At 62.9% G+C, this 22046-nt stretch carries 24 protein-coding genes and 1 tRNA gene; 9 read left to right on the forward strand and 16 right to left on the reverse strand.

Annotated elements, in window-relative coordinates:
• Nucleotides 1-4: 4 nt before the first annotated feature.
• Nucleotides 5-976 carry a polysaccharide deacetylase family protein gene (locus tag DS839_RS03610; protein ID WP_162918278.1) on the reverse strand — a complete coding sequence of 324 codons (972 nt, stop codon included), beginning with the start codon at nt 974-976 and terminating at the stop codon, nt 5-7.
• 199 nt (nt 977-1175) lie between these two features.
• Here DS839_RS03610 and DS839_RS03615 point away from each other — a divergent pair, with 199 nt between their 5' ends.
• On the forward strand, nt 1176-2384 hold the full coding sequence (locus tag DS839_RS03615) for a GNAT family N-acetyltransferase (protein ID WP_368911237.1): 1209 nt from the start codon (nt 1176-1178) through the stop codon (nt 2382-2384).
• Nucleotides 2385-2391: 7 nt separating this feature from the next.
• On the opposite strand, the gene DS839_RS03620 is transcribed toward DS839_RS03615, so the two are convergent.
• Nucleotides 2392-4611: an exopolysaccharide transport family protein gene (locus DS839_RS03620; protein WP_162918279.1), complete on the reverse strand. Its 2220-nt coding sequence runs from the start codon at nt 4609-4611 to the stop codon at nt 2392-2394.
• Nucleotides 4612-4789: 178 nt separating this feature from the next.
• On the opposite strand from DS839_RS03620, the gene DS839_RS03625 reads away from it, so the two are divergent.
• The 4 genes from DS839_RS03625 to DS839_RS03640 all read left to right on the forward strand — a co-directional run bounded on the left by DS839_RS03625 (nt 4790) and on the right by DS839_RS03640 (nt 9532).
• Nucleotides 4790-5485 carry a polysaccharide biosynthesis/export family protein gene (locus tag DS839_RS03625; protein WP_162918280.1) on the forward strand — a complete coding sequence of 232 codons (696 nt, stop codon included), beginning with the start codon at nt 4790-4792 and terminating at the stop codon, nt 5483-5485.
• A gap of 13 nt (nt 5486-5498) precedes the next feature.
• Nucleotides 5499-6611 carry a glycosyltransferase family 4 protein gene (locus DS839_RS03630; protein ID WP_368911132.1) on the forward strand — a complete coding sequence of 371 codons (1113 nt, stop codon included), beginning with the start codon at nt 5499-5501 and terminating at the stop codon, nt 6609-6611.
• A gap of 132 nt (nt 6612-6743) precedes the next feature.
• Nucleotides 6744-8258, forward strand: a complete 1515-nt coding sequence (locus DS839_RS03635) for an undecaprenyl-phosphate glucose phosphotransferase (RefSeq protein ID WP_119268926.1) — start codon at nt 6744-6746, stop codon at nt 8256-8258.
• Nucleotides 8255-9532, forward strand: coding sequence for an O-antigen ligase family protein (locus tag DS839_RS03640; RefSeq protein WP_119268927.1), 1278 nt, complete (start codon nt 8255-8257; stop codon nt 9530-9532). Before DS839_RS03635 ends, DS839_RS03640 begins: the two co-directional genes overlap by 4 nt.
• A 29-nt stretch (nt 9533-9561) precedes the next feature.
• Here the strand turns inward: DS839_RS03640 and DS839_RS03645 are convergent.
• The 7 genes from DS839_RS03645 to DS839_RS03675 form a co-directional block, all read right to left on the reverse strand.
• Nucleotides 9562-9638, reverse strand: a tRNA-Pro gene (locus DS839_RS03645).
• Nucleotides 9639-9679: 41 nt separating this feature from the next.
• A complete protein-coding gene (locus DS839_RS03650) occupies nt 9680-10207 on the reverse strand; it encodes a MerR family transcriptional regulator (protein WP_119269372.1) in 528 nt (175 codons plus the stop codon).
• 148 nt (nt 10208-10355) lie between these two features.
• Nucleotides 10356-10667, reverse strand: a complete 312-nt coding sequence (locus DS839_RS03655) for an integration host factor subunit alpha (protein WP_119268928.1) — start codon at nt 10665-10667, stop codon at nt 10356-10358.
• Between the two features lie 104 nt (nt 10668-10771).
• Nucleotides 10772-11746 carry a beta-ketoacyl-ACP synthase III gene (locus DS839_RS03660; protein WP_368911134.1) on the reverse strand — a complete coding sequence of 325 codons (975 nt, stop codon included), beginning with the start codon at nt 11744-11746 and terminating at the stop codon, nt 10772-10774.
• Between the two features lie 17 nt (nt 11747-11763).
• Nucleotides 11764-12822, reverse strand: a complete 1059-nt coding sequence (plsX, locus tag DS839_RS03665; RefSeq protein ID WP_119268930.1) for a phosphate acyltransferase PlsX — start codon at nt 12820-12822, stop codon at nt 11764-11766.
• A 122-nt stretch (nt 12823-12944) separates the two neighbouring features.
• Nucleotides 12945-13484, reverse strand: coding sequence for a DUF177 domain-containing protein (locus tag DS839_RS03670; RefSeq protein ID WP_119268931.1), 540 nt, complete (start codon nt 13482-13484; stop codon nt 12945-12947).
• Between the two features lie 3 nt (nt 13485-13487).
• Complete coding sequence (locus tag DS839_RS03675; protein WP_368911239.1) at nt 13488-14102, reverse strand: ubiquinol-cytochrome C chaperone family protein; 615 nt, start codon at nt 14100-14102, stop codon at nt 13488-13490.
• Between the two features lie 32 nt (nt 14103-14134).
• On the opposite strand from DS839_RS03675, the gene DS839_RS03680 reads away from it, so the two are divergent.
• A complete protein-coding gene (locus DS839_RS03680; RefSeq protein ID WP_162918281.1) occupies nt 14135-14599 on the forward strand; it encodes an outer membrane protein assembly factor BamE in 465 nt (154 codons plus the stop codon).
• A 2-nt stretch (nt 14600-14601) separates the two neighbouring features.
• Here the strand turns inward: DS839_RS03680 and ehuD are convergent, their stop codons facing one another.
• Genes ehuD through ehuB form a run of 3 tightly spaced genes read right to left on the reverse strand, consistent with a single transcriptional unit; the run spans nt 14602 to nt 16832 of the window.
• A complete protein-coding gene (gene ehuD, locus DS839_RS03685) occupies nt 14602-15270 on the reverse strand; it encodes an ectoine/hydroxyectoine ABC transporter permease subunit EhuD (protein WP_119268934.1) in 669 nt (222 codons plus the stop codon).
• 9 nt (nt 15271-15279) lie between these two features.
• Entirely contained in the window at nt 15280-15936 is a 657-nt protein-coding gene (gene ehuC / locus DS839_RS03690; protein ID WP_368911136.1) for an ectoine/hydroxyectoine ABC transporter permease subunit EhuC, read from the reverse strand.
• 8 nt (nt 15937-15944) lie between these two features.
• Nucleotides 15945-16832 (reverse strand): ectoine/hydroxyectoine ABC transporter substrate-binding protein EhuB, encoded by an 888-nt coding sequence (gene ehuB / locus DS839_RS03695; RefSeq protein WP_162918282.1) that lies wholly within the window; start codon nt 16830-16832, stop codon nt 15945-15947.
• A gap of 126 nt (nt 16833-16958) precedes the next feature.
• Between ehuB and DS839_RS03700 the strand changes: the two genes are divergently transcribed.
• Together DS839_RS03700 and DS839_RS03705 are read left to right on the forward strand one after the other, a co-directional pair.
• A complete protein-coding gene (locus tag DS839_RS03700; protein WP_162918283.1) occupies nt 16959-17900 on the forward strand; it encodes a succinylglutamate desuccinylase/aspartoacylase family protein in 942 nt (313 codons plus the stop codon).
• A 91-nt stretch (nt 17901-17991) separates the two neighbouring features.
• Nucleotides 17992-18591 carry a DUF5666 domain-containing protein gene (locus tag DS839_RS03705; RefSeq protein ID WP_119268937.1) on the forward strand — a complete coding sequence of 200 codons (600 nt, stop codon included), beginning with the start codon at nt 17992-17994 and terminating at the stop codon, nt 18589-18591.
• A 31-nt stretch (nt 18592-18622) separates the two neighbouring features.
• Here DS839_RS03705 and DS839_RS03710 read toward each other — a convergent pair whose 3' ends face one another.
• The 4 genes from DS839_RS03710 to DS839_RS03725 all read right to left on the reverse strand — a co-directional run bounded on the left by DS839_RS03710 (nt 18623) and on the right by DS839_RS03725 (nt 21557).
• Nucleotides 18623-18916, reverse strand: a complete 294-nt coding sequence (locus tag DS839_RS03710; RefSeq protein WP_119268938.1) for a hypothetical protein — start codon at nt 18914-18916, stop codon at nt 18623-18625.
• 57 nt (nt 18917-18973) lie between these two features.
• A complete protein-coding gene (locus DS839_RS03715; RefSeq protein ID WP_119268939.1) occupies nt 18974-19474 on the reverse strand; it encodes a hypothetical protein in 501 nt (166 codons plus the stop codon).
• A complete protein-coding gene (locus DS839_RS03720) occupies nt 19471-19983 on the reverse strand; it encodes a cupin domain-containing protein (RefSeq protein WP_119268940.1) in 513 nt (170 codons plus the stop codon). Before DS839_RS03720 ends, DS839_RS03715 begins: the two co-directional genes overlap by 4 nt.
• A 77-nt stretch (nt 19984-20060) precedes the next feature.
• On the reverse strand, nt 20061-21557 hold the full coding sequence (locus DS839_RS03725) for a carboxypeptidase M32 (protein ID WP_119268941.1): 1497 nt from the start codon (nt 21555-21557) through the stop codon (nt 20061-20063).
• Nucleotides 21558-21652: 95 nt separating this feature from the next.
• On the opposite strand from DS839_RS03725, the gene DS839_RS03730 reads away from it, so the two are divergent.
• Nucleotides 21653-22024: a nuclear transport factor 2 family protein gene (locus DS839_RS03730; protein ID WP_119268942.1), complete on the forward strand. Its 372-nt coding sequence runs from the start codon at nt 21653-21655 to the stop codon at nt 22022-22024.
• The last annotated feature ends 22 nt before the right edge of the window (nt 22025-22046 follow it).

Genomic DNA, 22046 nt, shown 5'->3' on the forward strand with positions numbered 1-22046 from the left:
TATCTCAGGCGACAGCTACGCGTTTGAACCCGTTCCACAGCACGAAGGCGCTTCCCGACAGCAAGACGTCGACATAGCGCAGCTTCTGATAGTCGCCATTGAGCGAAAGCCGCGGCAGAGCGGTCAGATGGTCCTTGTGCGCGGAGAAGATCAGGCCCTTACGGGTGGTGACGGCGGCGGCGAAGCCCGCTTCGCGGATGAGATCGAAATCGCGGGGGCCGGCGGAACCCGGATCGCCATAGGGATAGGCGAAGACGTCCGGCGCGCGGCCCAGTTCCTCGGCGATGCGGTCCTTCGAAGCGACAGCCTCCGACAGAGCCTCCTCTTCCGGCAGCCGCGCCATCGCATAGTGATTGATCGTATGGGCGCCAATGGTGCAGAGCGGATCGGCGGCGATCTGGCGCACATCGTCCCAGGTCATGGCCTCGCTGCGGCATTGCGCATCGAGATCGACGCCGTGATGATCGCAGAATTGCCGGATCCATTCGCGCTGGCGATGCTCCGGTAGGTTGCGGACCGGCCAGTAGAGCCGCTTGAACGCCGCCTGCTTGGCGGCATCGCTCAGCGTGTCGAATTCGAAACCGCTGCCCTCCAGTACACCGGTGATCCGGGGCGCCCCGGCAATGACCGCCTCGAGCCCGCGCCACCATAATTCGCAAGCTCCCTCGATGATGGCCGGGGCCACGAAAATGGTGAATGGACAAGCATGGCGCCGGAAGACCGGCCAGGCATGGACGAAATTATCCTCATAGCCGTCATCGAGAGTGAACACGGCAAAAGGCCGTGGCGACGGCACCTCGCCTTTCAACCGCAAGGCGGCGTCGTTCAAGGAAACGAGATCATAACCTTTGCCAACGACATGGTGGAGCACCGCATCGAGGAAATGCGGCGTGATTTCCAGGCCGGCATTGGGGGCAAAACCGTGCCGGGCCACGCCATTGGGCCTCACATGGTGCAGCATGAATATTGCACCCATGCCACTCAACACCGAGTTCAATGCTTGCGATGCCCCAGAATAATACAGGACATCAAGACTTCTTTTAAGGACTGCGGACATCGGCATGAAAAGAACCGGTAAATTCGCGTTTTAACAGGACTATCAGGCAAAACTTGACGAACGTTTGCTAGCAGCAAGGCAAAATTCGTACCGCGGGGAGCCCGACCTCTTGAGCATCATGCCTCTCGCTCCGCTTGAGGAAGAAGCGCGCTGGCAGCCGGCTCAGGCGACGGAGCCGGCGATGCGGCGCATTGCGATCGAGATTTGCCGCGATGCGCACGCCATCGAGGCGGAGTGGCTCCGTTTCCAGGCCGACGCGGCCGGCACCTTCTTCCAGACCTATCAATGGTGCAGCACCTGGCTCGAAACGGCCGGGGCCGCCGTGGGCGCCAGACCGCTCATCATCCTCGGTCGCGATCCTGCCGGCGATCTCCTCTTCCTTCTGCCCTTCTCCACACGTCGCCGCCAGGGCTGTCAGATCCTCGAATGGATGGGCGGCCAGCAGATGACCTATGGCTATGGCCTTTACGACCGCCGCTTCCTGCGCCAGGCCGGCCCCTGGTTCGCGACGGAAGGCTGGGCGATATTGACCAGGCTCCCGGATGTCGATGCCATCGATCTCGCCGAGATGCCGCTCGTCTGGGAAGATCGCGAGCATCCACTCAAGAGCTGGTTCTCTTTCGCCGGGCCCAATTTCTCCTATCTCCTGAGACTGGCGAGCGATTATGAAACGGTCTATGCGCGCAAGCGGTCCGGCGAGACGCGGCGCGGCAACCGCAAGCGCGACGCCAAGCTGATGAAAGCGGCCAGGATCGAATTCGGCCTCGCCGAAGAGCGCGCGCACATGCATGGGCTCATCGAAGACATGTTCGAGCAACAGCGCTCACGCCTCGCCGAGAGCGGGATCCATGGCGTGTTCAACGAGCATGAGCGAGAGTTCGTGCACCGCCTCATCGACCTGCCCGACCGCATGCAGCCCGTCCTCCTGCCCTATTACATGACCGCGGACGGCGAGCTCGAAGCGGTCGCGCTTGGCGGCCACCATGGCGGCGGATATTGGGCACTCATCTCATCGCTCGGCTCGCCGCGGCTCAGGCGTTACTCACCAGGCGATGCGCTCCTGCGCCGGACCATCGAAGCCTGCTGCGCGCGCGGCCTTAACTTCTTCGACTTTTCCTCGGGCAGCTTCGATTACAAGCTCGCCTGGGCCGACCAGTCGGTCAGGCTTTACTATGCGGTGCGCGGGCTGACTTGGCGCGGCTATGCGTGGGCGCTCGCCCGGTGCCTGGTCATGTCGATCAAACGGCTGATCAAGCGCACGCCGCTCCTGTGGAGCACGTTGAACGGGATGAGGCGCCAGCTTCGTGGGCGTAAGACCTCGCAATAGGACTAGGTCACGCCGCGCGGCGGACCGAAAGGCCGATGCGGACGAACTGCACCGCACGCAGGCCGGACTGGCGCCAGCTTTCGATCATGCGCGCGGCGTCGAGAATGCGCGTTCCCGGCGCCATGAGAAGGGCCGCGTGAGATTTGCGGATCACCGTCGGCCACGAAGTCTTGCCGCAATGGATGATGAGCACGGGATAGACCTGCGCGAAAGCATCGATCAGAGCATCGAAGCGCGGATTGTTCGCGAGGTCGGTGAGAATACCGGGCTTCGTCCCGAACCGCAGCACATGGGCGAGCGAGCCCGAATCGCGCTGCACGGCGATATCGATGGTCGCCTCGTTCGCCAGGATGTCGGAGAGACCCGGGCCTTGCTCGATGCCCGCAATCGTATGGACCGAGGGACGCGCCTCCTCGGCATCGATCACCAACGTGCCGATGCCCTGCGCGGCAATGACCCGAGCCATGGCCACGGCGGCTGTCGGACCGTCGGGCCCGGTATCGCCGAGCGTGAGCACGGCGAGCTTCTGCACGCCGAGAGATTGGCGAATGCCGTTCAGCCATGACACCATGCGGCCGGCGGCAACGGCATAATCACCGGAAGGATCATGCAAGGGCTGGCTGGCGTGGCTTGCCGCAATCATGAGATCCGATGTTTCCGGAATCTCGATCAGGATCGGTTGATTGCCCGCAGCTGCCATCGCGGCGTTCGGCGGCACATGCAGAGGCTGAATGGGCTCGCGTGGAATGATCGTATCCACCACCGGCGCCGGCAAGACCCGCGGCGGCGCCTTGGGCTCGGGCTCTGGCGTGATGGCTGGCCCGGCCGATTGGCCCGCCATGCGCAGCACCTCGGCCAGGAAAGCGAGCCCCAGGCCCAATGTCAGGCCGGCCAGTATCGCCAGGATGATGGTCGGCCCGGTCTTGGGATAGCTCGGATTGGCCGGCGGCACCGCTCGCTGGATGATGCGGGCAAAGCCCGGCTGGGCGGCGATCTCCTGGCGCGTGCTCGCATCCGTGTATCGGTTGAGGAAGGATTCGAGCAGGCTGCGATTGGCGGCGGCGTCGCGCTCGAGCGCCCTGAGCTTCACCTCATCGAGATTGGTGGTCGAGGCCTTGGCCTTGGCGGCGTTCAGGCTGGCGCGCAACGATGCCTCGCGGGTCGCAGCAATTCGCGCCTGGTCCTCGAGACCGGCGACGAGCTTCATCGCTTCATTGCGGATCTGCTGGTCCACCTTGGCGAGTTCGTTGCGCACCGCCACCATCTTGGGGTGGCCTGGCAAATAGGTGACGGAGAGTTCCGCCATGTTCCGCTGCAGCGATATCTGCTGCTCGCGCAGGCGCTGGATGAAGGGTGAATTCAGGACATCGGAGGAGACATCGACCGAGCCCTGATCGTCGAGCATGGTGCGAATGGCCTTCGCTTTCGCCTGGGCCTCGGTGCGCGCCGCCTCGGCGAGGGTGATCTGGCTGTTGAGCTCGGAAAGCTCCTGGGTGCCGAGCGTCGCTTGCGTCCCCTTCAGGAGGCCGGCGCGGGCGCGGAACTCTTCCGCCGCGGATTCCGATTCGGCGACCTTCTTGCGCAGAATATCGATCTGCTCGGCGAGCCAGTCGCGCGCCCGGCCGGTCGGTTCCGACTGCGCCTCGCGCGTCGAGGTGACATAGATCTCGGCCAGCTTGTTCGCGACATCAGCGGCGATCTTGGGATCGCGCGCGTAATATTTGATCGAGATCACCTTGGACTGCGGAACCTGGAAGACCGTGAGGGCCGAGCGGTAGCGATCGTAGGCGCGCTCTTCCAGGCTCTTGTTGAGCGGATTGTCCCTGAAGCCCAATGCGATCAGAATGCTGCTGAGCTTGCCGACGCCGTTGCTCGCCGAATCGAATTCGCCCTTGCCGACAAGGCCGAGATCCTTGATCACGCGATCACCGAGGTCGCGCGAGCTCAAGACCGCAACTTGGCTCAATATGTCGCGGTCATCGAAAGAGGGCCGCGAATCCGAGCCCTCCCCGGGGGCGGCGCGGCTGAAGGGTGTTTCGAGATTGTCGACCAGAACCTGCGCCTCGACCGAATAGGTTGGCTTCTCGCGCAGGACGACGAAGCTTGCGGCCCCACCCAAAGCCAAGGTGACGAGCAGGATGAGAAGCTTGCGATGCCAAATGCCGCGCAGCAGCTCCATCATGTCGACCGATGCCATGCTCGGTCCGGCTTGCTCAGGATTGGTCATCGGCGACTTATGCTTAACAAAGGGTTTCACACGCAACATCGCTGCTTCTGGTAACGATTTCCTTAACATAGTCCATGTTGCAGTCACGCGTCATTAAGCGATTGCTAACCATAACTGCCTATCGTCGGTTCTGCGCTGGTGCAGGAAGCGTGCCAGCGCTGTTGGGGGTATCTGCGTGGTGCGTTGGCGTCTTCTCATTCTCTTAATCTTGCCCTTCCTGCTTTCCGCCTGCGCGGAGACCTGGGAGGCCAATCCGCCGGAGGCCGCCCGCGGCGGCATGGGCGTGATGGCGGATGGAACCGTCGCTGAAGGGCCGGATGCCGTCGCCAGCGTCACCGAACTTGCCTCCTCCACGCGACAAGGCGTTCAGCCGCCCTATGGTGCCTCAGGCTCCGCCGCGGCTTACGAATATGAATCGGGCTACCGCGTCGGCGCCGGAGACCGCCTCACGATCCGTGTCGCCGGCGAAACCGATCTCACCAACGACTATCTTGTCGACGGCTCCGGCAATATCTCGATGCCCTTTATCAAGACCACCTATGTCGGCGGCATGTCGGCCCGCGAGATCGAGAAACTGGTCGCCAAGCGGCTGCGCAACGGCTTCCTGCGCAGCCCCAACGTATCCGTTCAGGTCACGACATTGCGCCCGTTCTTCATCTTGGGCGAGGTCAACAGCGCCGGCAGCTTCCCCTATCAGCCGGGCATGACGGTGCAGAACGCCGTGGCGATCGCCGGCGGCTATTCGCCGCGCGCCCATCAGGGACCGGTGCTCATCACGCGCAAGAATGTCGACGGCACGCAAACCTACAAGGTGCCCGTCACCACTCAGATCTATCCGGGCGACGTCATCTATGTCCGCGAGCGCTGGTTCTGAGCCGGGCACTGCGATGCGCTGTCTCCAGGTCTTTCGCACTCCGGTCGGCGGCCTCTTCCGTCATGTACGCGATCTCGTCCGTGGCTTGACCGCGCTTGGGCATGAAATCGGCATCGTCTGCGATTCGACCACAGGCGGTGCTGCGGCAGACGCAGCGCTGGCGAGCATAGAAAAGGATTGCCGGCTCGGCGTCCATCGGTTGCCGATCGGCCGCCTGCCCGGCCTTGCCGATATCGACGCGGCAACGGCCATCGCCCGCCTCGCGACATCGCTCGCGCCCGATCTGTTGCACGGCCATGGCGCCAAGGGCGGTGTCTATGCGCGGCTTGCCGGTAGGCGCCTCAAGATTCCGGCGCTCTATACGCCGCATGGCGGCAGCCTGCATTACGAATGGTCAAGTCCGCGTGGCGCGCCGTTCCTCGCGGCAGAAAGACTGATGCTGGGCCTGGGTTCCGGGCTTCTTTTCGTGTGCGACTATGAGCGGTCGGTCTTCGAGCGGAAGATCGGTCTCGGCAATCTGCCGCACAAGGTCGTCCACAACGGCCTGTGGCCGGAAGAGTTCGAGCCCGTGCCCTTGGCCGCCGATGCGCGCGATATCATCTTTCTCGGCGAGATGCGCGAACTCAAAGGCGTCAGCGACCTGCTCGAAGCCCTGGCGCGGCTCGCCCCCTGGCGGCGGGTGAGCGCAACGCTCGTCGGCGACGGTCCGGATCGGCAGGCCTTCGTCGCGCTGGCACAACGGCTCAACCTCGCGGCCCAGGTCCACTTCGCCGGCGCCATGCCGGCCCGGAGAGCCTTCGAGCTGGGACGGCTCATGGTCATGCCGTCCAGAGCCGAGTCGCTGCCTTATGTCATTCTCGAGGCCGTTGCCGCCGGCAAGCCGCTCGTCGCGACCCGGGTCGGCGGAATTCCCGAGGTTCTTCCTCCCGAGGAACTGGTTGCTCCCGCAACACCCGAGGCCCTGGCCAAGGCCATCAGGGACCGTCTGACCGACTGGTCGGCCGGCGAAGCGCAGGCCCAGGCAATGGCCGCATCCGCCCGGAGGCGATTCTCCGCCGCAAGGATGGCCGAGGAGATCGCCGTCTTCTATCGGCACATTTTGGACCGCCACCGCATTCGCGCCTAAGTGTTAAGGTGACATTAAGCACGTTCCTTCACCTTGGTTAACGCGACCTTCGGGGATTTTGCTCTGGAGGCCTCAAAGTTGCTCTTCCGCAGTCTAGGGAAAAACTTCCGTATCATTCTGAAACAGACTGCCATGCGCAACGAAGCACGCTATCGCCACGAGGCTATAACCGGCGACCTCCTCGCCCGGCTCGATCTCGAGCCCGAGATCTCCAACCCCGCCGAAATCCTGAAAGCGCCGCTGATCTCGGCACGAATCATCGCCAGCCTTGTCCGGGCGGGCGATTTCATCCTCATCACCCTGCTCGGTGCCGTCATCCTCCTGGCCTATGTCGCGCCCAACCACGCGGTCTCCTTCGCCACCTATGCGCCCTTGATCCTCGGCGCCGGTCTGGCGCTGGTGGTCCTCCTCCATATCGGCGGGATCTACAACATTCATGCTTTCCTGAGGCCTGCCGAATATGTGGCACGCCTTGCCGGCGCCTGGCTCCTGATCGCCGGCCTCGTCGTCGCCTATGCCTTCTTCAGCAAAGCGGGGGAGGACTATTCGCGCGCCTGGGCGGCCCTGTGGTTCGTCGGCGGCCTCGGCTCGCTGTTGCTTTTCCGCATCGGCGTTTCGCGCTTCGTGCGGCATTGGAATGGCAAAGGCCAGCTCGACCGCCGCGCCGTCCTTGTCGGCGGCGGCGAGCCCGCCGCCAATCTCATCGAAGCGCTCGACGGCTCGCCCGATATCGATGTGTCGATCATCGGCATATTCGACGATCGCGACGACACCCGCTCGCCTGCCTCGATCTCAGGCTGCCCCAAGCTTGGCAACGTCGACGAGCTCATCGATTTCGTGCGGCGCAACCGCGTCGATCTTCTCATCGTCACCTTGCCGCTCACCGCCGAGGGCCGCATCCTCGACATGCTGAAGCGGCTCTGGGTCCTGCCGGTGGACATAAGGCTCAGCGCCTATACGCAGAAGCTGCGCTACCGGCCGCGCGCCTATTCCTATATCGGCAACGTCCCCTTCATCGACGTGTTCGACAAGCCGATGACCGATTGGGGACAGTTCGTCAAATCGGTCGAGGACAAGATCATCGCCGGCTTCGCCCTCGTGGCGCTCTCGCCGGTGATGCTCGCCGTCGCCTGCGCGATCAAACTCGAAAGCCGCGGTCCGGTCTTCTTCCGCCAGCACCGCTACGGCTTCAACAACGAGCTCATCAACGTCTACAAGTTCCGCTCGATGTATACGGAGATGACCGACAATGCCGCCGTCAAGCTCGTCACGCGCGGTGATCCCCGCGTCACCCGGGTCGGCCGCTTCATCCGCAAGACCAGCCTCGATGAGCTGCCCCAGCTTCTGAACGTGCTCAAAGGCGAGCTGTCACTCGTGGGCCCGAGGCCCCATGCCACTCATGCCAAGGCGCAGGAGCATCTCTACCCCGATGCCGTCGAAGGGTATTTTGCGCGCCACAGGGTCAAGCCCGGCATCACCGGCTGGGCGCAAATCAACGGCTGGCGCGGCGAGACCGACACGCTGGAGAAGCTGCATCGGCGCGTCGAGCATGATCTCTATTATATCGAGAACTGGTCGATCGCCTTCGATCTCTATATTTTGCTGCACACACCCTTGTCCTTGCTCTCGACGGAGAACGCTTATTGACCGATGCGGCAGCCCGATCTCCTCTGGCGCGGCCACAACGCGCAATCGGCACCCTGGATTTCTGGCGCAAGGCGGTCCTGTGGCTGCTCGTCGCCTCCGCCTGGCTGGTGGTCGTCGAGCCGGCACCTTATGAGCTCATCTTCGCGCTGACGCTCCTCTTGTTCCTGCCCGGCGGCCTCAGGGTGCATATCGTCTCCCTGCCTTTCATCGCCGCACTCGTTCTCTACAATCTCGGCGGCGCCATCGGCCTTGAAGGTGCCACCGACGACAAGATATCCGTCTGGTTCACCATCATCTCCTATTACATGGCCGTCACGGGAATCTTCTTCTGCTTCCTGGTCACGACTGATACCAATTCGCGCATGGCGATCATCCGCAACGCCTATGTCGCGGCCGGTGTCATAGCCTCGATCCTCGGTATCCTGGGCTATTTCGACGTGGCGGGACTCGGCGCCCAGTTCTCCTATGCCGGACGGGCCCAAGGCACGTTCAAGGACCCCAATGTCTTCGCGCCCTTCATCATCCCTCCCTTCATATTCCTGGCTCAGGACCTGCTCCTCGGCAAAAGCCGCCGGCCGATCCTCGCGGTCATCGGCATCCTGGTGATAGCGCTGGCCTTGTTCCTGGCCTTCTCTCGCGGCGCCTGGGGCAACGTCGTCGGCTCGGCCATTCTCCTGGTGGTGCTCACTCTCCTGCTGGCGCCCGACGCGGCTTTGCGCCGGCGCGTCATCACCATGTCGATCGGCGGCTCGCTGCTCCTGGTCGTCGCCACCGTCGTCGCCCTGCAGGTGCCGGCCATCAAGCGGCTCTACGAGGTGCGCGCGAGCCTCAGTCAATCCTATGACGTGGGCGAGACCGGACGCTTCGGCAGCCAGGCCGCCAGCATCCCGACCATCCTGACCCAGCCGCAAGGCATGAATCCGCGGCACTTCCGCTATATCTACGGCCAGGATCCGCACAACGTCTTCCTCAATGCCTTCGCCTCTTATGGCTGGCTCGGCGGCTTCTCGTTCTTCACCTTGGTGATCATGACCTTCTGGGCCGGATGGCGAGCGGTCAGGGTCAGGACCCCATGGCAGCATCACGCCATCGCGATCTACGCCCCGCTGGTTGCGGTCCTGGTGCAGGGCGTGCAGATCGACACCGACCACTGGCGGCATCTCTATCTGCTGCTCGGCTGCATGTGGGGGATGCTGGGCGCCACGGTCGACTATGAGGCACGGCAGAGAAGCCGCGTGCCGTTACCCCAGGGGCAGCGAACCCCCAGCCTATAGGCTCAAAGACACGATAGAGGGGAGATAGATGGTCGGAGCGGCGGGATTCGAACCCGCGGCCCCTACCCCCCCAGAGTAGTGCGCTACCGGGCTGCGCTACGCTCCGACGGGCGCGGGTATAACACCCTGTTTCGGGAAGCGAAAGCCTTAATCGCCCTGATCGTCGGAGCCCAGGAGCTTTCGCGCCGCCCCCAATTCGGCCAGGGCCAGGCGCAATGACTGGATCTGCGAATCGGTCATGCGGGGTGGTGGGGGTGGAGCGTCAGGGTCTCCGGTACGGGCGAAGGGTGCGAGGCCCAAAGGCGGGGCCTGGCTCTTGATCCTCGGCGCCTGCAGCGCCCGTCCGGGGGCAGGAACGCCATCGAGCTCGAGGTCACGCGCATCGCGCTTACGGGCGGCAGTCTCACCGCGGCCGATCGAGGCGACATGCTGGATGCCTTCCTCGCGCAGGATGCGCTGGACGCCGCGGATCGTATAGCCTTCACCATAAAGAAGAGCGCGGATGCCCTTGAGCAGGTCGACGTCGCTTGGACGGTAGAAGCGCCGGCCGCCGCCGCGCTTCATCGGCTTGATCTGGCCAAACCGGGTTTCCCAGAAGCGGAGCACATGCTGGGGAACATCAAGTTCCTCAGCCACTTCGCTGATCGTTCGAAATGCCTCTGGCGCCTTATCCAACATCGTCGTCCTCAGAGCCCTTCCCTCGCGGATTCCCGTCATCCGTGGGCAAAGTGCCCGATAGCCTCTATGCGGAACGCTTCCCTCCCCCCAAGTCCGCCACCGGGCAGGAAGCGTTCGAGTTGCGCAGCCGGCGCCCGCCTCTGCTTTAGTCCTCCGATCCGCCTTCTACACCGTTAATCTGATTCTTCATAACCTGACTTGGACGGAAGACAAGGACGCGCCGCGGTGTGATCGGCACCTCTTCCCCCGTCTTCGGATTGCGCCCGATACGTCCGGACTTGCTACGCACCATGAATGTCCCGAAGGACGACAGTTTCACGGTCTCACCCGTAATCAACGTATCGGTGATGATATCCAGAACTGATTTGACGAGATCGGCAGACTCAGTTCTCGACAGGCCAACATTGCGATGCACGGCTTCGCTCAGGTCGGCGCGCGTGAGTGTCTTACCAGCCATCTGTTTCCCCTGCTTGCCCGCGGCTTAAGGGTAAGATGGAAGGCTGACCGGGTCAACAGAAAAGTTCGTGTGAACTCAATAGCTTAGACTTTCGAGCGAAAGTCTTACCACCGGACGAGCACGGCCCCCCAGGTGAAGCCACCGCCCATCGCCTCCATCAGGACCAGGTCGCCGCGCTTGATTCGGCCGTCCTTAGCCGCGGTGTCGAGTGCCAGCGGAATGGAGGCAGCCGAGGTGTTGCCGTGCTTGTCGAGCGTCATGACGACACGTTCCTCGGTCACGCCGAGCTTCTTGGCCGTGCCTTCGAGAATGCGGCGATTGGCTTGGTGCGGCACGAACCAGTCGATGTCCTTGGGCTCGAGACCGGCTTCCTTGATCGTCTCGGCCATCACGGTCGCGATATTGACCACGGCATGCTTGAAAACCTCGCGGCCCTCCATGCGCAATTGGCCGACCGTCATCGTCGAGGACACACCGCCATCGACATAGAGCTTGTCGCGGTAGCGGCCATCGGATCTGAGGCGGGCGGCAAGCACGCCGCGATCGGCGAGCGTGCCGTTGCCGTCAGTGGCGCGCATCACCACCGCCGCCGCGCCGTCACCGAACAGCACGCAAGTGCTGCGGTCGGTCCAGTCGAGAATGCGTGAAAAGGTTTCGGCTCCGATGACAAGGGCGCAGCTCCCTTGGCCTGCCTTCAACAGGCTGTCGGCAACGGTGAGGCCATAGACGAAACCCGAGCACACGGCCTGCACATCGAAGGCGGAGCCCCGCTCGATGCCGAGGGCGGCCTGCACCTTGACCGCGGTCGCCGGAAAAGTGTCGTCGGGCGTCGATGTCGCAACGATGATAAGGTCGACCTCATGCGCCTTGACGCCGGACTGAGCGAGCGCGTCGCGCGCCGCATGGATGGCGAGGTCGCCGGTCGTCTCCTTGTCCGCGGCGATGCGCCTTTCGCGTATGCCGGTGCGCTCGACGATCCATTCGTCGCTGGTATCGACCATGCGCGCCAGGTCCGCATTGCTCATGATGCGGGCCGGAAGATAAGAGCCTACTCCTTCGATCACCGAACGACGCTGCACGCCAAACCTCATTTTCACTAAGCGTTGACCGCAGCGCGCGGCGTGAACGCATCCATATGCTTGTTCATTTCGGCGACATCGGCGGCGATCTTGGCGACGAGGCCGTTCTTCACCATCTCGATGGCGACATCGACCGCCGTGGCGAAGCCCAAGGCATCCGTGCCGCCATGTGATTTCACCACGATGCCGTTCAAGCCCAGGAACACACCGCCATTGTGCTTGCGCGGATCCATGCGCTCGCGCAGCGTGGCAAAGGCGCCACTCGCCATGAGCGCGCCCAGGCGCGACATCAGGGTACGGTTGAGCGCGAGCCGCAGATAGGTCGAGAGCTGTTTGGCAGTGCCTTCCGCCGTCTTGAGCGCGATATTGCCGGTGAAGCCCTCGGTCACCACGACGTCGACCGTGCCTTTGCCGATATCGTCGCCCTCGATGAAACCCTTATATTCGAACGGCAGGCCGAGATTGCGCAAGAGATGCCCCGCCTCCTTCACCTCTTCGAGGCCCTTCACTTCCTCGACCCCGATATTGAGGAGGCCGACGGTCGGGCGCTCCAGCCCTGAGAGCGAGCGCGCCATGGCCTCGCCCATGAGGGCGAATTCGACGAGCTGGCGCGCATCCGCGCCAATGGTCGCACCGACATCGAGGACCACGCTCTCGCCGCGCAAGGTCGGCCAGATCGCGGCGATCGCCGGGCGCTCGATGCCGGGAATGGTCTTGAGCACGAAGCGGGCCATGGCCATGAGCGCGCCGGTATTGCCGGCCGAGACCACGCATTGCGCCTCGCCCGATTTCACCGCATCGATGGCGAGCCACATGCTGCTCTTGCCGCGCCCGCGCCGCAGTGCCTGGCTCGGCTTGTCCTCCATGGCCACCGCTATGTCGCAATGGCGAACCTCGCTCCTCCCCTTGAGGCGCGGATATTTCTCCATGAGGGAGGCGAGCCGCGCGCCATCGCCGAACAGCAGAAACCTGAGGTCGGGATGACGGACGCTGGCGAGATGCGCCCCCGGGAGCACCATCTCGGGGCCCGCATCGCCACCCATGGCGTCAAGCGCAATCGTCATTTTGCCTGTCATGGGTGCTCGGGGACCTTGGATTCGCGGGCTTTGGGACAATCTAGCACGGGCGGGCGGACAATAGCCGCTGCTTGTGGCGAAACAACTGAAAAGATAGGTCTTCGGAACCGCACCGCCATCGCTCACCCCTTGCCTTTCCGAAGCTGCTCCAAGCTGCTGAAAGGATTTCTTTCCGCCTCCTGGTCGGAACCCGCGGCAATTTCGTCCTCGATCACATCGGCAAAGGCGACGCCCGGCTTCTTGGGATAGGGATCGAGCACCAGCGCCACGGCTTCGGCCACGACCTCTCCCATGTCGATAATCCCGTTCTCGAAGGGCTCGGCATCGCCTTCCTCGATCAGGGCCGCGCCGGCCGCACTCCCCACCGGCAGAAAATAGCTTTCGAATTCGTCGCCAAGCGTCGAGCGGAATACATCGAGGCTCACCACGCAGGTCTGCTCGAGATCGACGCTGAAACGGCCCTTGATCTTGAGTCCTTCGCCGCGCCAGCGTGAAACCTTGAGCTCGGCCTCCAGCCCATGAAGCGCCGGCAGGCCGAATCGCCGGGCGAGATCGGCGCATTCCCGGGACTCGGCCGAAATCTTCTCGGTCGAGCCCTGCGGGGGCACCCGGGTGACGTCGAGTGGGCGGGAAAATTCGGGCTGAGGGTTATGATAGGGCATGACTCAAGGGTCCGGAAAGTCGATCTCGCCCGACAAAATGGGCCCGATCGGGCGTTCATGCAAATGACGGCGGAGGCGCAAGGCATGGTCGGCCAGAAGGCCTGAGCCATCACGGGACCCGGTTCCGGCGAAGACATTGCGATAAAGCGCCTCGGCGAGCGCCGCTGAATCTCCGGATTTGAGCGCCCCGCTATAGGCTTGGACCCGGCCATAGAAGACCTCGGCCATGCGACGCACCTTCTTGCCGACCGACAGGTCGCCGACCCCCATTTCGCGCAAGGAACGGTCCATATCGGCAAAAACCTCGTCGGTCAGGCCTTGGGCCAAGTCTTGGGCCGCCCGGCCTTCGCTGGCCAGGCGGTCGAGGACAAGCACGGTGTGGAGGACGATCATGTCGTAACGGCCGTCCACCGTGTCCGGCACCCCCCAGTCGGCGTACAGCTTCGGATGCCGCGCGGCAGCCACAATTGCTCCGTAAACCGCCCGGACGGAATTGCGGGACGCCTTGCGCTTGAAAAGGGACAAAATCATCGTTAACGGCTCCCACGTAATTCCCGGTATAAATTGGGGAAACTCATCCTTTGCCTGAACGCTGCCGGAAAGACATGCGCCGATCACCCATCTCAAGCCGCCTTCTGACTTTAGCCGCAATGGCCCTTGCCGTCGCAGCCTGCTCCACCAATATCGCCCATCGCGGCTATCTCGCCAAACCGGGCGCCTTTTCCCAGGTGCGCGAAGGCATGGCCAAATCCGAGGTCGAAGGGATACTGGGCTCACCCTCGACCACGGCCAGCGTCAACTTCCAGGGTGATAGCTACTACTACATTTCAAGCACCACCGAGCAGAGAGCTTTCCTCAATCCGGAGGAAATCGAGCGCCAGGTGATCGCCGTCCGCTTCAATCAGAACGACCAGGTCGCGAGCCTCGGCCAATATGGCCTCGAGGACGGCAAGATCATCGATATCAATTCGCGCACCACGCCCACCAAGGGCCGTGAACTGACGATGTTGCAGCAGCTCTTCGGCAATATCGGCAGGCCGGGCCCCGGCGGCACGATCGTCCCCGGACGTACGCCCGGCGGCGGCGGTGCCGGCAAGCCTTCCGGCAGGCCTTGACGCTATCCTGATTTGCCCAGGGCCGTTCGATCGAAGCGACGTTCGAGCTTGCGCACGAAATATGCGGCGATCAGGCTGACGGCGAGCAGGATCACGGCCGCCGCCGTATAGGGCTCGTTATAGCGATAGGTAAGGCCAGCGACATTGTTGGCGGCACCGAAGATATCGACCACCGTGATCGCCGCAAGGAGCGGTGTCTCCTTGAACAGGCCGATGAGGAAATTGCCGAGCGGCGGGATCATCGGCGGCAAGGCCTGCGGCAGCACGACCCGCGTCCACAGAGCATAGGGCTTGAGCCCCAGGGCGCGCGCCGCTTCCCATTGTCCATCCGGAACGCCATCGATGCCGGCCCGATAGACCTCGGCGATATAGGCGCCGATATGGAGGCCGAGACAGAGGATGCCGGTCATGAGCGCCGGGAAGCGGATGCCGTAAGACGGCAGAACGTAGAAGACGAAATAGAGCTGGACCAGAAGCGGCGTGCAGCGCATCAGCGCGATATAGCCGTCGCAGAAGAGGCGCAAGGCCTTGACGCCCGAACGGCGGCCAAGCGCCAAGGCGAGGCCGACAATGAGAGCCAGCGCGAAGCCGCCCAAGGTCGCTTCGACCGTCACCACGAGCCCGCGCAGGAGATCAGGCAGGATGCGGATCAGGAATTCGAAGCTGAACATGACCCTCCCTCAGCGGTAGCGCGCGGCATAGCGCTCGGCCCCGCGCACCACCCAGGTGAGCGGATAGGCCATGGCGAAATAGAGAAGCATCACCCAGGTCCAGATCTCGACGCTGCGTCCGGTGGTGACGACCATCTGGCGGCCGGAGAAGGTGAGCTCGGTGATGGTGATGAGCGAGACCAGCGACGTCGCCTTGACGAGCTCGATCAGGAGATTGCCGAAGGATGGCAGCATGGCGACGAGCGCTTGCGGCAGGATCACCAGCCGGTAGGTCTGCACGCGGTTGAGGCCCAGGGCGGCAGCGCCCTCATGCTGACCTTTGCCGATCGCCAGGATTCCGGCGCGCACTACTTCCGAGCCATAGGCCGAGAGATTGAGACCAAGACCGATGACCGCGGTGGCGGTGGGCGGCAACGAGAGGCCGAAGGCGGGCAGGATGAAGAACAGATAGAAAAGCTGCACGATCGCCGAAGTGCCGCGCAGTATCTCGACATAGGCCGTGACGAGCCGCCTCACCCAGCGATTGGGCACGAGGCGCAGGAAACCGACGACGAAAGAAAGGGCGAAGGCGAGGACCGCGGTGATCAGCGTGATCTTGAGCGTGACCGCAGTCCCCCTGAGGAGCTGCGGCAGCGTATCCAAGGCCAAAAGGTGACCGAGATCCACTTGGGCAATCAGGCCTTGCAGATCTCTTCGGCCGTCTTCACGCCATCCGGCAATTCGTCCTTGCCGTAGCCATATTGCGAGATGATCTCGAGCAGCTTGCCGGATTTGAGGAGATCGGCGAGCCCGGCATCGAGCGCCTGCTTGAGGTCGGTATCTGCCTTGCGCAGGCCAAGTCCGGCATAGCCGAACTCCTGCTCGCCATTGGCGGCCTTGATCTGGACGAAGCCTTCGACGCGCTCGACGCTCGGATCGTTCGCGGTCTTGAGAAGCTCGTTGAGCTCCAGTGCCGGGAAATAGATCACATCGCAGCGGCCGGCCTTGAGGCCGGCGAGCGCTTCCGTCGCATTGGCGAACAGCACCACGCGGTCGTTGGGCACGCCGGCCTTGGCGAGATCCTCGACCTGCGCCGCGCCATTCTGGGTGCCGACGATCGCATCGGCGTGGGCTGCGACGTCGGCAATGCTCTTGACGCCCTTGGGATTGCCCTTGAGCGCTGCGAAGCCGGCGCCGGTGCGGGTGACGGGATTGGTGAACAGAACCGCCTCGCAGCGGGCGGGACGGATGTACATGCCGGCGCCGATGATGTCGAAGCGGTCGGCATTGATGCCGGGAATGAGCGCGTTGAATTCGACGATCTCGGCCTTGAGTTCCTTGACGCCATGTGGTGCCAGTAGTGCGGCGATGACATCGGGAATGGCGCCCTTCGCCTTGCCGTCGGTATCGACGAAGCCGTAGGGTTTCTCATTGGCGATGCCGACGCGTACGACGCCATCCTTCATGATGCGTGCCATGGTGCTTTCGGCACGGGCGAGCGAAGGCAGGATCAGGGAGCCGGTAGCCGCGGCGGCCAGCCCCATGAGATGGCGGCGCGAGAGAGCGAAGTGCAAAGCAGGCATGTCGGAAACCTCCTTGGTTTTGTTTTGCTTATACCCCATGAAATCGGCGCGATCTTCGGTTCCGCCGTCCCTCAAGTCAATGCAGCGGCGGTTGAAATTAGCGAAATGAGGAGAGAAATAGTTCTCATGGAAGCAGGACTTCACAAAGCTGAGCTCACCTTCGACTATCCCGCCTTGGCCGGCTGGCGCTGGCCCGCGGTCGAGATCGTCGGGCAAAGCCCAGGCCCCAGGCTCGCCGTCATCTCAGGCGTGCATGTGAATGAGACCTCGAGCATCGAAGCGGTGATCCGGCTGCAGCGCATGATCGATCCCCAAAAGCTCAAGGGGCGGATATCGATCATTCCGATCGTCAACCTGCCGGCCGTACCGTTGAGATCGCAATATGTCTGTCCGATCGACGACAAGAACATCAACTTCAGTTTCCCGGGCCGGCCCGATGGCAGCTTCTCCGAGGCGCTGGCCTACGCCCTCCTCAACGACTGGGCCCATGATGCGGACTGCTTCGCCGATCTGCATGGCGGCGATCTGTGCGAAGAGGTCTCGCATTTCATGGTGGTGCAGCGCACCGGCGATGACCCCTTCGATCAGCGCAATCTCGCCATCGCCCAATGTTTCGACGCAGCGATCATCGCTGCGATCGATCCCTCGCACATGGATCAGCCGGCGCGCAGCGTCACCGGCCGGGCCAAGAGGCGGCAATTCGCGGCCTTCGCCGAGGCCGGCCGCATCGGCCTCATCGAGGAGCCGAATGTCGCCTATCACCTTAACGGACTATTGCGGCTGCTCCACCATTTCGGCATGACCGACAGCGCGCCGGCGAAGACGCGCGAGGCCCGGATCATCACCCGCTATCACTGGATCCCGGCACCGGTCGACGGCTTTTTCCGCTATCACGTCGAGCCTGGCCAGAAGGTGGCCAAAGGCCAGCTCCTGGCCACCGCCGAAAACACCTATGGCGAGGAGATCGCCAGGGTGTCGGCGCCCGAGGAAGGGCATATATTGTGGCGGATCACCCATGCCCTCTCACCTAGGGATAGCTTCATCGTGGGGCTAGGCACAAAGGCGTGACCTTCCGCATGGCGCTTTGTAATGTCAAAATGGGCCGTGAACGGCTAAGCTCCCGGCCATAGTCCGATTAGGTCCCAAAATGAGTTTGCCCATGCCCCCCTTCGCAAATATGAGAAACCTTCTGGTCGCCCTGGTCATTGGCGGTGTCGGCCTTTCCGGCTTGCCGGTCGAGGCGCAGCAGACAAATGTGGGAGTCCAAGGAACCGTCGAAAGTCTCGACAGCAAGGTGCTGCATCTGCGCGGTCCCAAGGGCGGCGAGGTTTCGGTGGCGCTGGATTCCAAGACGGCGGTCTTCATAAGGCAGCCATCGAGTCTCGACGCGATCAAGGTCGGCGACTACGTCGCTTCGGCCGCGGTCAAAGGAGCGGACGGGAAGCTTCGCTCAAAGGAGCTGCGCATATTTCCCGAGGCGCTGCGGGGTATCGGCGAAGGGCAGCGGCCGATGAAAGCGCCCGATACGCTCATGACGAATGCATCGGTTTCCAAGGTCATGGCCGTGCCGGAAGGCCGGGTCATCAAGGTCGAATACAACAATGGGACAGCCGAACTCATCGTGGGTCCGGAAGTCCCCATCATAGCCCTGGTTGCCGCCGATATGGGCGCACTCAAGGCCGGCACGAAGGTGTTCATATTGGGTACGAAATCTCAGGATGGAACCATCCAAGCCACGAGAATAGTGGCGACCGATTGAGATGCAAGGTTCCCCAAACGGGGTCCCCGCCTCACACTTCATCCTTGTGGACATGCAGGAACCGGGCGATCTGCTGCTTGAGCTGGAACTGCCGGGCGGGATCGCTCATCGACGCCGCATCCATGAAAAGGCTGCGCTGAATATCCGTCGGAAGCTCATTCCACTGCATGATCACCGCCGCTCCCAGACATTTGAGGATGCGCTCCTCATCCTTGCGCAGCGCGGTGTCCGGCGCCGGACCTATGGCGCCGCCCTCATTGTCCCAACGCCCTAGAGCTTTCGCCAGATCGTAGAAATTCCGCGTACCGCTTTTTGTCTCGGCCATGACGCCAGTCTAGCGCGAACCCGGCTCTCCTCCAACCGGACCGCGAGAGATATTTGCTCAGAAGCCAACCGGCATGTCCTGTGGTCCGGTGATCGTATGCGGGCAATCGAAATTGTCCCAGTGCAGGTCATGCGGGATCCATGACGGCCGCCGGCCGCAGGCATTGACGGGTGGGGAGCAATCGGGGCACGTGAATGCGCCGAAGCTGTTCAGCACGATCCCACCCTTCCTGTCGGCGGGCTCGGCGATCGCCGCAAAGCCGCCCGAACGGTACACAAAGACGCGAAGGCGACCGCGTCCGTCCTGGCCGACCCAGGTGAAAACGGCACGCGACGTGCTACCTTTGGTTTCGATCGCCTCTATCTTGCCGCGCGCCCCGGCCGCCTGCTGCATATCCGCCAGATCATGAGCCTCGCGCAGTGCCTTCGCCCATGACGTGGTGATCGCGACCGCGGCAACGCCTTCATTGGGATCGGCCGGCGGCCAGGATTGGGCGTGCAGGGACGCCGCCGAAAAGAGAAGCGCCGCCAGGAAGGCAAGGCCTTGGTGCAGGATCAAGACCCGGCCTCCTCGGCGATCCTCTCATCGGCCCGCTCGCCTTCCCAATAATCGAGCCCCTCTCCGTGCCGCATGACGCTGCCATCGAGCCCGCGGATCAAAATCTTGCCAGAGTCGGGATAGACGCAGACGTCGTGCAGCTCGCGGTCGCCGATGATGATGAAGAGGAACGGCGCGTCGGTCTCGTTGACCAGGCAATGGCCGGCGCGCTGTCCCGCCGGAAAGGCGACATAGTCGCCGGCCTTGATAGGATGGCGTTGGTCGCCAAGGCGCAGCGTTGCCTCTCCGGCGAGCGCCACGATGTGCTCCTCCTCGAACAGATGGTAGTGAAACGGAGCCGATTGCTTGCCGGGCGGCAATTCCTCATAGGCAATGCCTATCTTGCGGCCTTCGCCGCGCGTATCGGACAAGACACGATAGCGGCTGCCATATCTCACACCCTGGGTCCATTCCTTCCAGGGCAGTTTTTCGATCGCAACCGGGCCTTTCGCTTTTTCAGTATCGGACATGGCGCATCTCCTTCGGCTTGCACCAGCCTAGCGCATGATCCTGCCGGTTTCCCGAAAAGATATGCGCTTTATCATGCTCAGGCCAGATAGCGCCGCCGCAAATGACCGATGAAATAGTCGGCCTTCAGTTTCTCGCCGGTGGCGCGTTCGAGCAATTCAGGCGTCGACCACCGCGAAGCCTGCGACCAGATATGCTTGCGCCGCCAGTCATTGAGCCCGACCAGGCGGCCATTGCGCACATCCTCGCGCACTGCAGGGTGTTCTTTTTCGAGCGCCGCCCAGAGCTGCGCCGCAACCAGCGCGCCCAGCGTATAGCTCGGGAAGTAACCGAAGGCGCCCGAGGGCCAGTGCACGTCCTGCATCGGACCGTCCTTGGCATTATCGATCGTCGCGAGCCCCAGATATTCCCTCATCTTGGCGTCCCAGACTTCCGGAATGTCCTTGGTGGCCAGCTTGCCGGAAACCAGGTCCTGCTCCATCTCGAAGCGCAGGATCACATGCAGCGGATAGGTCGCTTCATCGGCATCGACGCGGATGAGCCCGCGCTCGATATGGTGCACATGAGCCAGCATGTCCTCGAGATCCCAGCCGGCGACCGCCTGATCGCCCAGGTGCTGGCGGACGATCGGCATCGCCCATTCCCAGAATTCCGCGCTTCTCGCGATCTGCATCTCGACGAAGAGACTCTGGCTCTCATGCATGGCCATGCCGCGCGCCTTGCCGAGCGGCAAATGCGACCACGCCGCGGGCAGGCCCTGCTCATAGAGTCCGTGCCCCGTCTCATGCAGGATGCCCATCAGCGCCGACAGGAACTCAGCCGTGACATAGCGGGTCGTCATGCGCACGTCGCTCGGCACGCCGCCGCAGAAGGGATGATGCGAGATGTCGAGTCGGCCATGGGCGAAATCGAAGCCCAGGGCCTCCATCATCGCGTGCCCCAGCGCCTTCTGCCGCTCGACCGGGAACGGCGCGTTGAAGGACTTCAGCGGCCGCCGGGCGAGCTTCTCTTGCTGCCGGGCCATGGCTTCCGGAATGAAGCCCTTGAGAAAGCTCTTCAGCTCGGCGAAGACCGGGGCGATGTCCCCGACACGGTTGCCCGGATCATATTGCTCCATCAGGGCGTCATAGGGATCGAGTTTCAAGACCTTGGCGCGCAGCTCCGCCTCCTCGCGCATGGTGGCGACGACGCCTTCGAAGGCGGGGAGGAAAGCGTGCCAATCTCCTTTCGGCCGCAATTCGCGCCAGAGCTGCTCGCAGCGGACCTTGGCGGCAACCTGCTTGCGCACGAAATCGGAGGAGAGGCAGGTCAGATTGGTGTAGGCGCGCCTGAACTCGCGCAAACCCGCCTGGTGTGTGGCGTCCAGTGCCTCGCCTTCTGCCGCATCGAGCCAGTCTGAGATCTCGGGTGCAGCGGCGAGGTCGTGATAAAGACCCGCCAGCATGGCCATGGCCTCGGCCCGCTTCTCGCCGCCGCCCACCGGCATCTGCACGGCTTCGTCCACGCTCAGTATCGACTGGGCATGCTCGAGCGCTTCGAGCTTCCGTCCGAGATCTTCGAGCCTTGCGAATGACATGGATTTGGCTGGATAGGTCAGTCAGTGGAGATTGCTGCTCCTTCATGTCATAAGGAAGCTGACGGCGGAAGGGGCTTTCGAACGAGTGGCAGGATATGATCGATCGATCATGGGCAGAGCGCTATGTCCACGAATGGGTGGCAGATTGGCAGGCGAAGGATCTCGATGCGATTCTTCGTCATTACTCGCCGGAGATTGTCTTTCGCTCTCCCCGTATTCCGGCCGTGCTCAATACACAGCAGGCAGCTGTATCCGGCTTGTCGGAGCTGCGCGACTATTGGAGCAAGGCCTTGGAAGCGGCCAAGGAAGTGCGGTTCGAGATCATCAATGTTGGCGTCGGGGCTGGCGCCCTTACCATCCTCTATCGAAACCAGCGCAATGACTATGTCGCAGAGACATTGGTATTCGACGACGACGGCAAGGTAATTGAAGGCATCGTCACTTATCTGAGGCCGCCGGAGACTTGAACAATGGAGACTTGGCCATGCC

It is taken from the genome of Taklimakanibacter deserti, assembly GCA_003574785.1.

Bases quoted from the DNA above. Each gene is read 5' to 3' on its own strand.
- DS839_RS03730 (WP_119268942.1), top strand. From the start codon at position 21,653: ATGATCGATCGATCATGGGCAGAGCGCTATGTCCACGAATGGGTGGCA.
- DS839_RS03710 (WP_119268938.1), bottom strand. From the start codon at position 18,916: ATGGCCGAGACAAAAAGCGGTACGCGGAATTTCTACGATCTGGCGAAA.
- DS839_RS03705 (WP_119268937.1), top strand. From the start codon at position 17,992: ATGCCCCCCTTCGCAAATATGAGAAACCTTCTGGTCGCCCTGGTCATT.
- DS839_RS03610 (WP_162918278.1), bottom strand. From the start codon at position 976: ATGGGTGCAATATTCATGCTGCACCATGTGAGGCCCAATGGCGTGGCC.
- plsX (WP_119268930.1), bottom strand. From the start codon at position 12,822: ATGACAGGCAAAATGACGATTGCGCTTGACGCCATGGGTGGCGATGCG.
- DS839_RS03615 (WP_368911237.1), top strand. From the start codon at position 1,176: ATGCCTCTCGCTCCGCTTGAGGAAGAAGCGCGCTGGCAGCCGGCTCAG.
- DS839_RS03655 (WP_119268928.1), bottom strand. From the start codon at position 10,667: ATGGCTGGTAAGACACTCACGCGCGCCGACCTGAGCGAAGCCGTGCAT.
- DS839_RS03630 (WP_368911132.1), top strand. From the start codon at position 5,499: ATGCGCTGTCTCCAGGTCTTTCGCACTCCGGTCGGCGGCCTCTTCCGT.
- ehuB (WP_162918282.1), bottom strand. From the start codon at position 16,832: ATGCCTGCTTTGCACTTCGCTCTCTCGCGCCGCCATCTCATGGGGCTG.
- DS839_RS03680 (WP_162918281.1), top strand. From the start codon at position 14,135: ATGGCCCTTGCCGTCGCAGCCTGCTCCACCAATATCGCCCATCGCGGC.
- DS839_RS03620 (WP_162918279.1), bottom strand. From the start codon at position 4,611: ATGACCAATCCTGAGCAAGCCGGACCGAGCATGGCATCGGTCGACATG.
- DS839_RS03720 (WP_119268940.1), bottom strand. From the start codon at position 19,983: ATGTCCGATACTGAAAAAGCGAAAGGCCCGGTTGCGATCGAAAAACTG.
- DS839_RS03725 (WP_119268941.1), bottom strand. From the start codon at position 21,557: ATGTCATTCGCAAGGCTCGAAGATCTCGGACGGAAGCTCGAAGCGCTC.
- DS839_RS03635 (WP_119268926.1), top strand. From the start codon at position 6,744: ATGCGCAACGAAGCACGCTATCGCCACGAGGCTATAACCGGCGACCTC.
- ehuD (WP_119268934.1), bottom strand. From the start codon at position 15,270: ATGTTCAGCTTCGAATTCCTGATCCGCATCCTGCCTGATCTCCTGCGC.
- DS839_RS03670 (WP_119268931.1), bottom strand. From the start codon at position 13,484: ATGCCCTATCATAACCCTCAGCCCGAATTTTCCCGCCCACTCGACGTC.
- DS839_RS03700 (WP_162918283.1), top strand. From the start codon at position 16,959: ATGGAAGCAGGACTTCACAAAGCTGAGCTCACCTTCGACTATCCCGCC.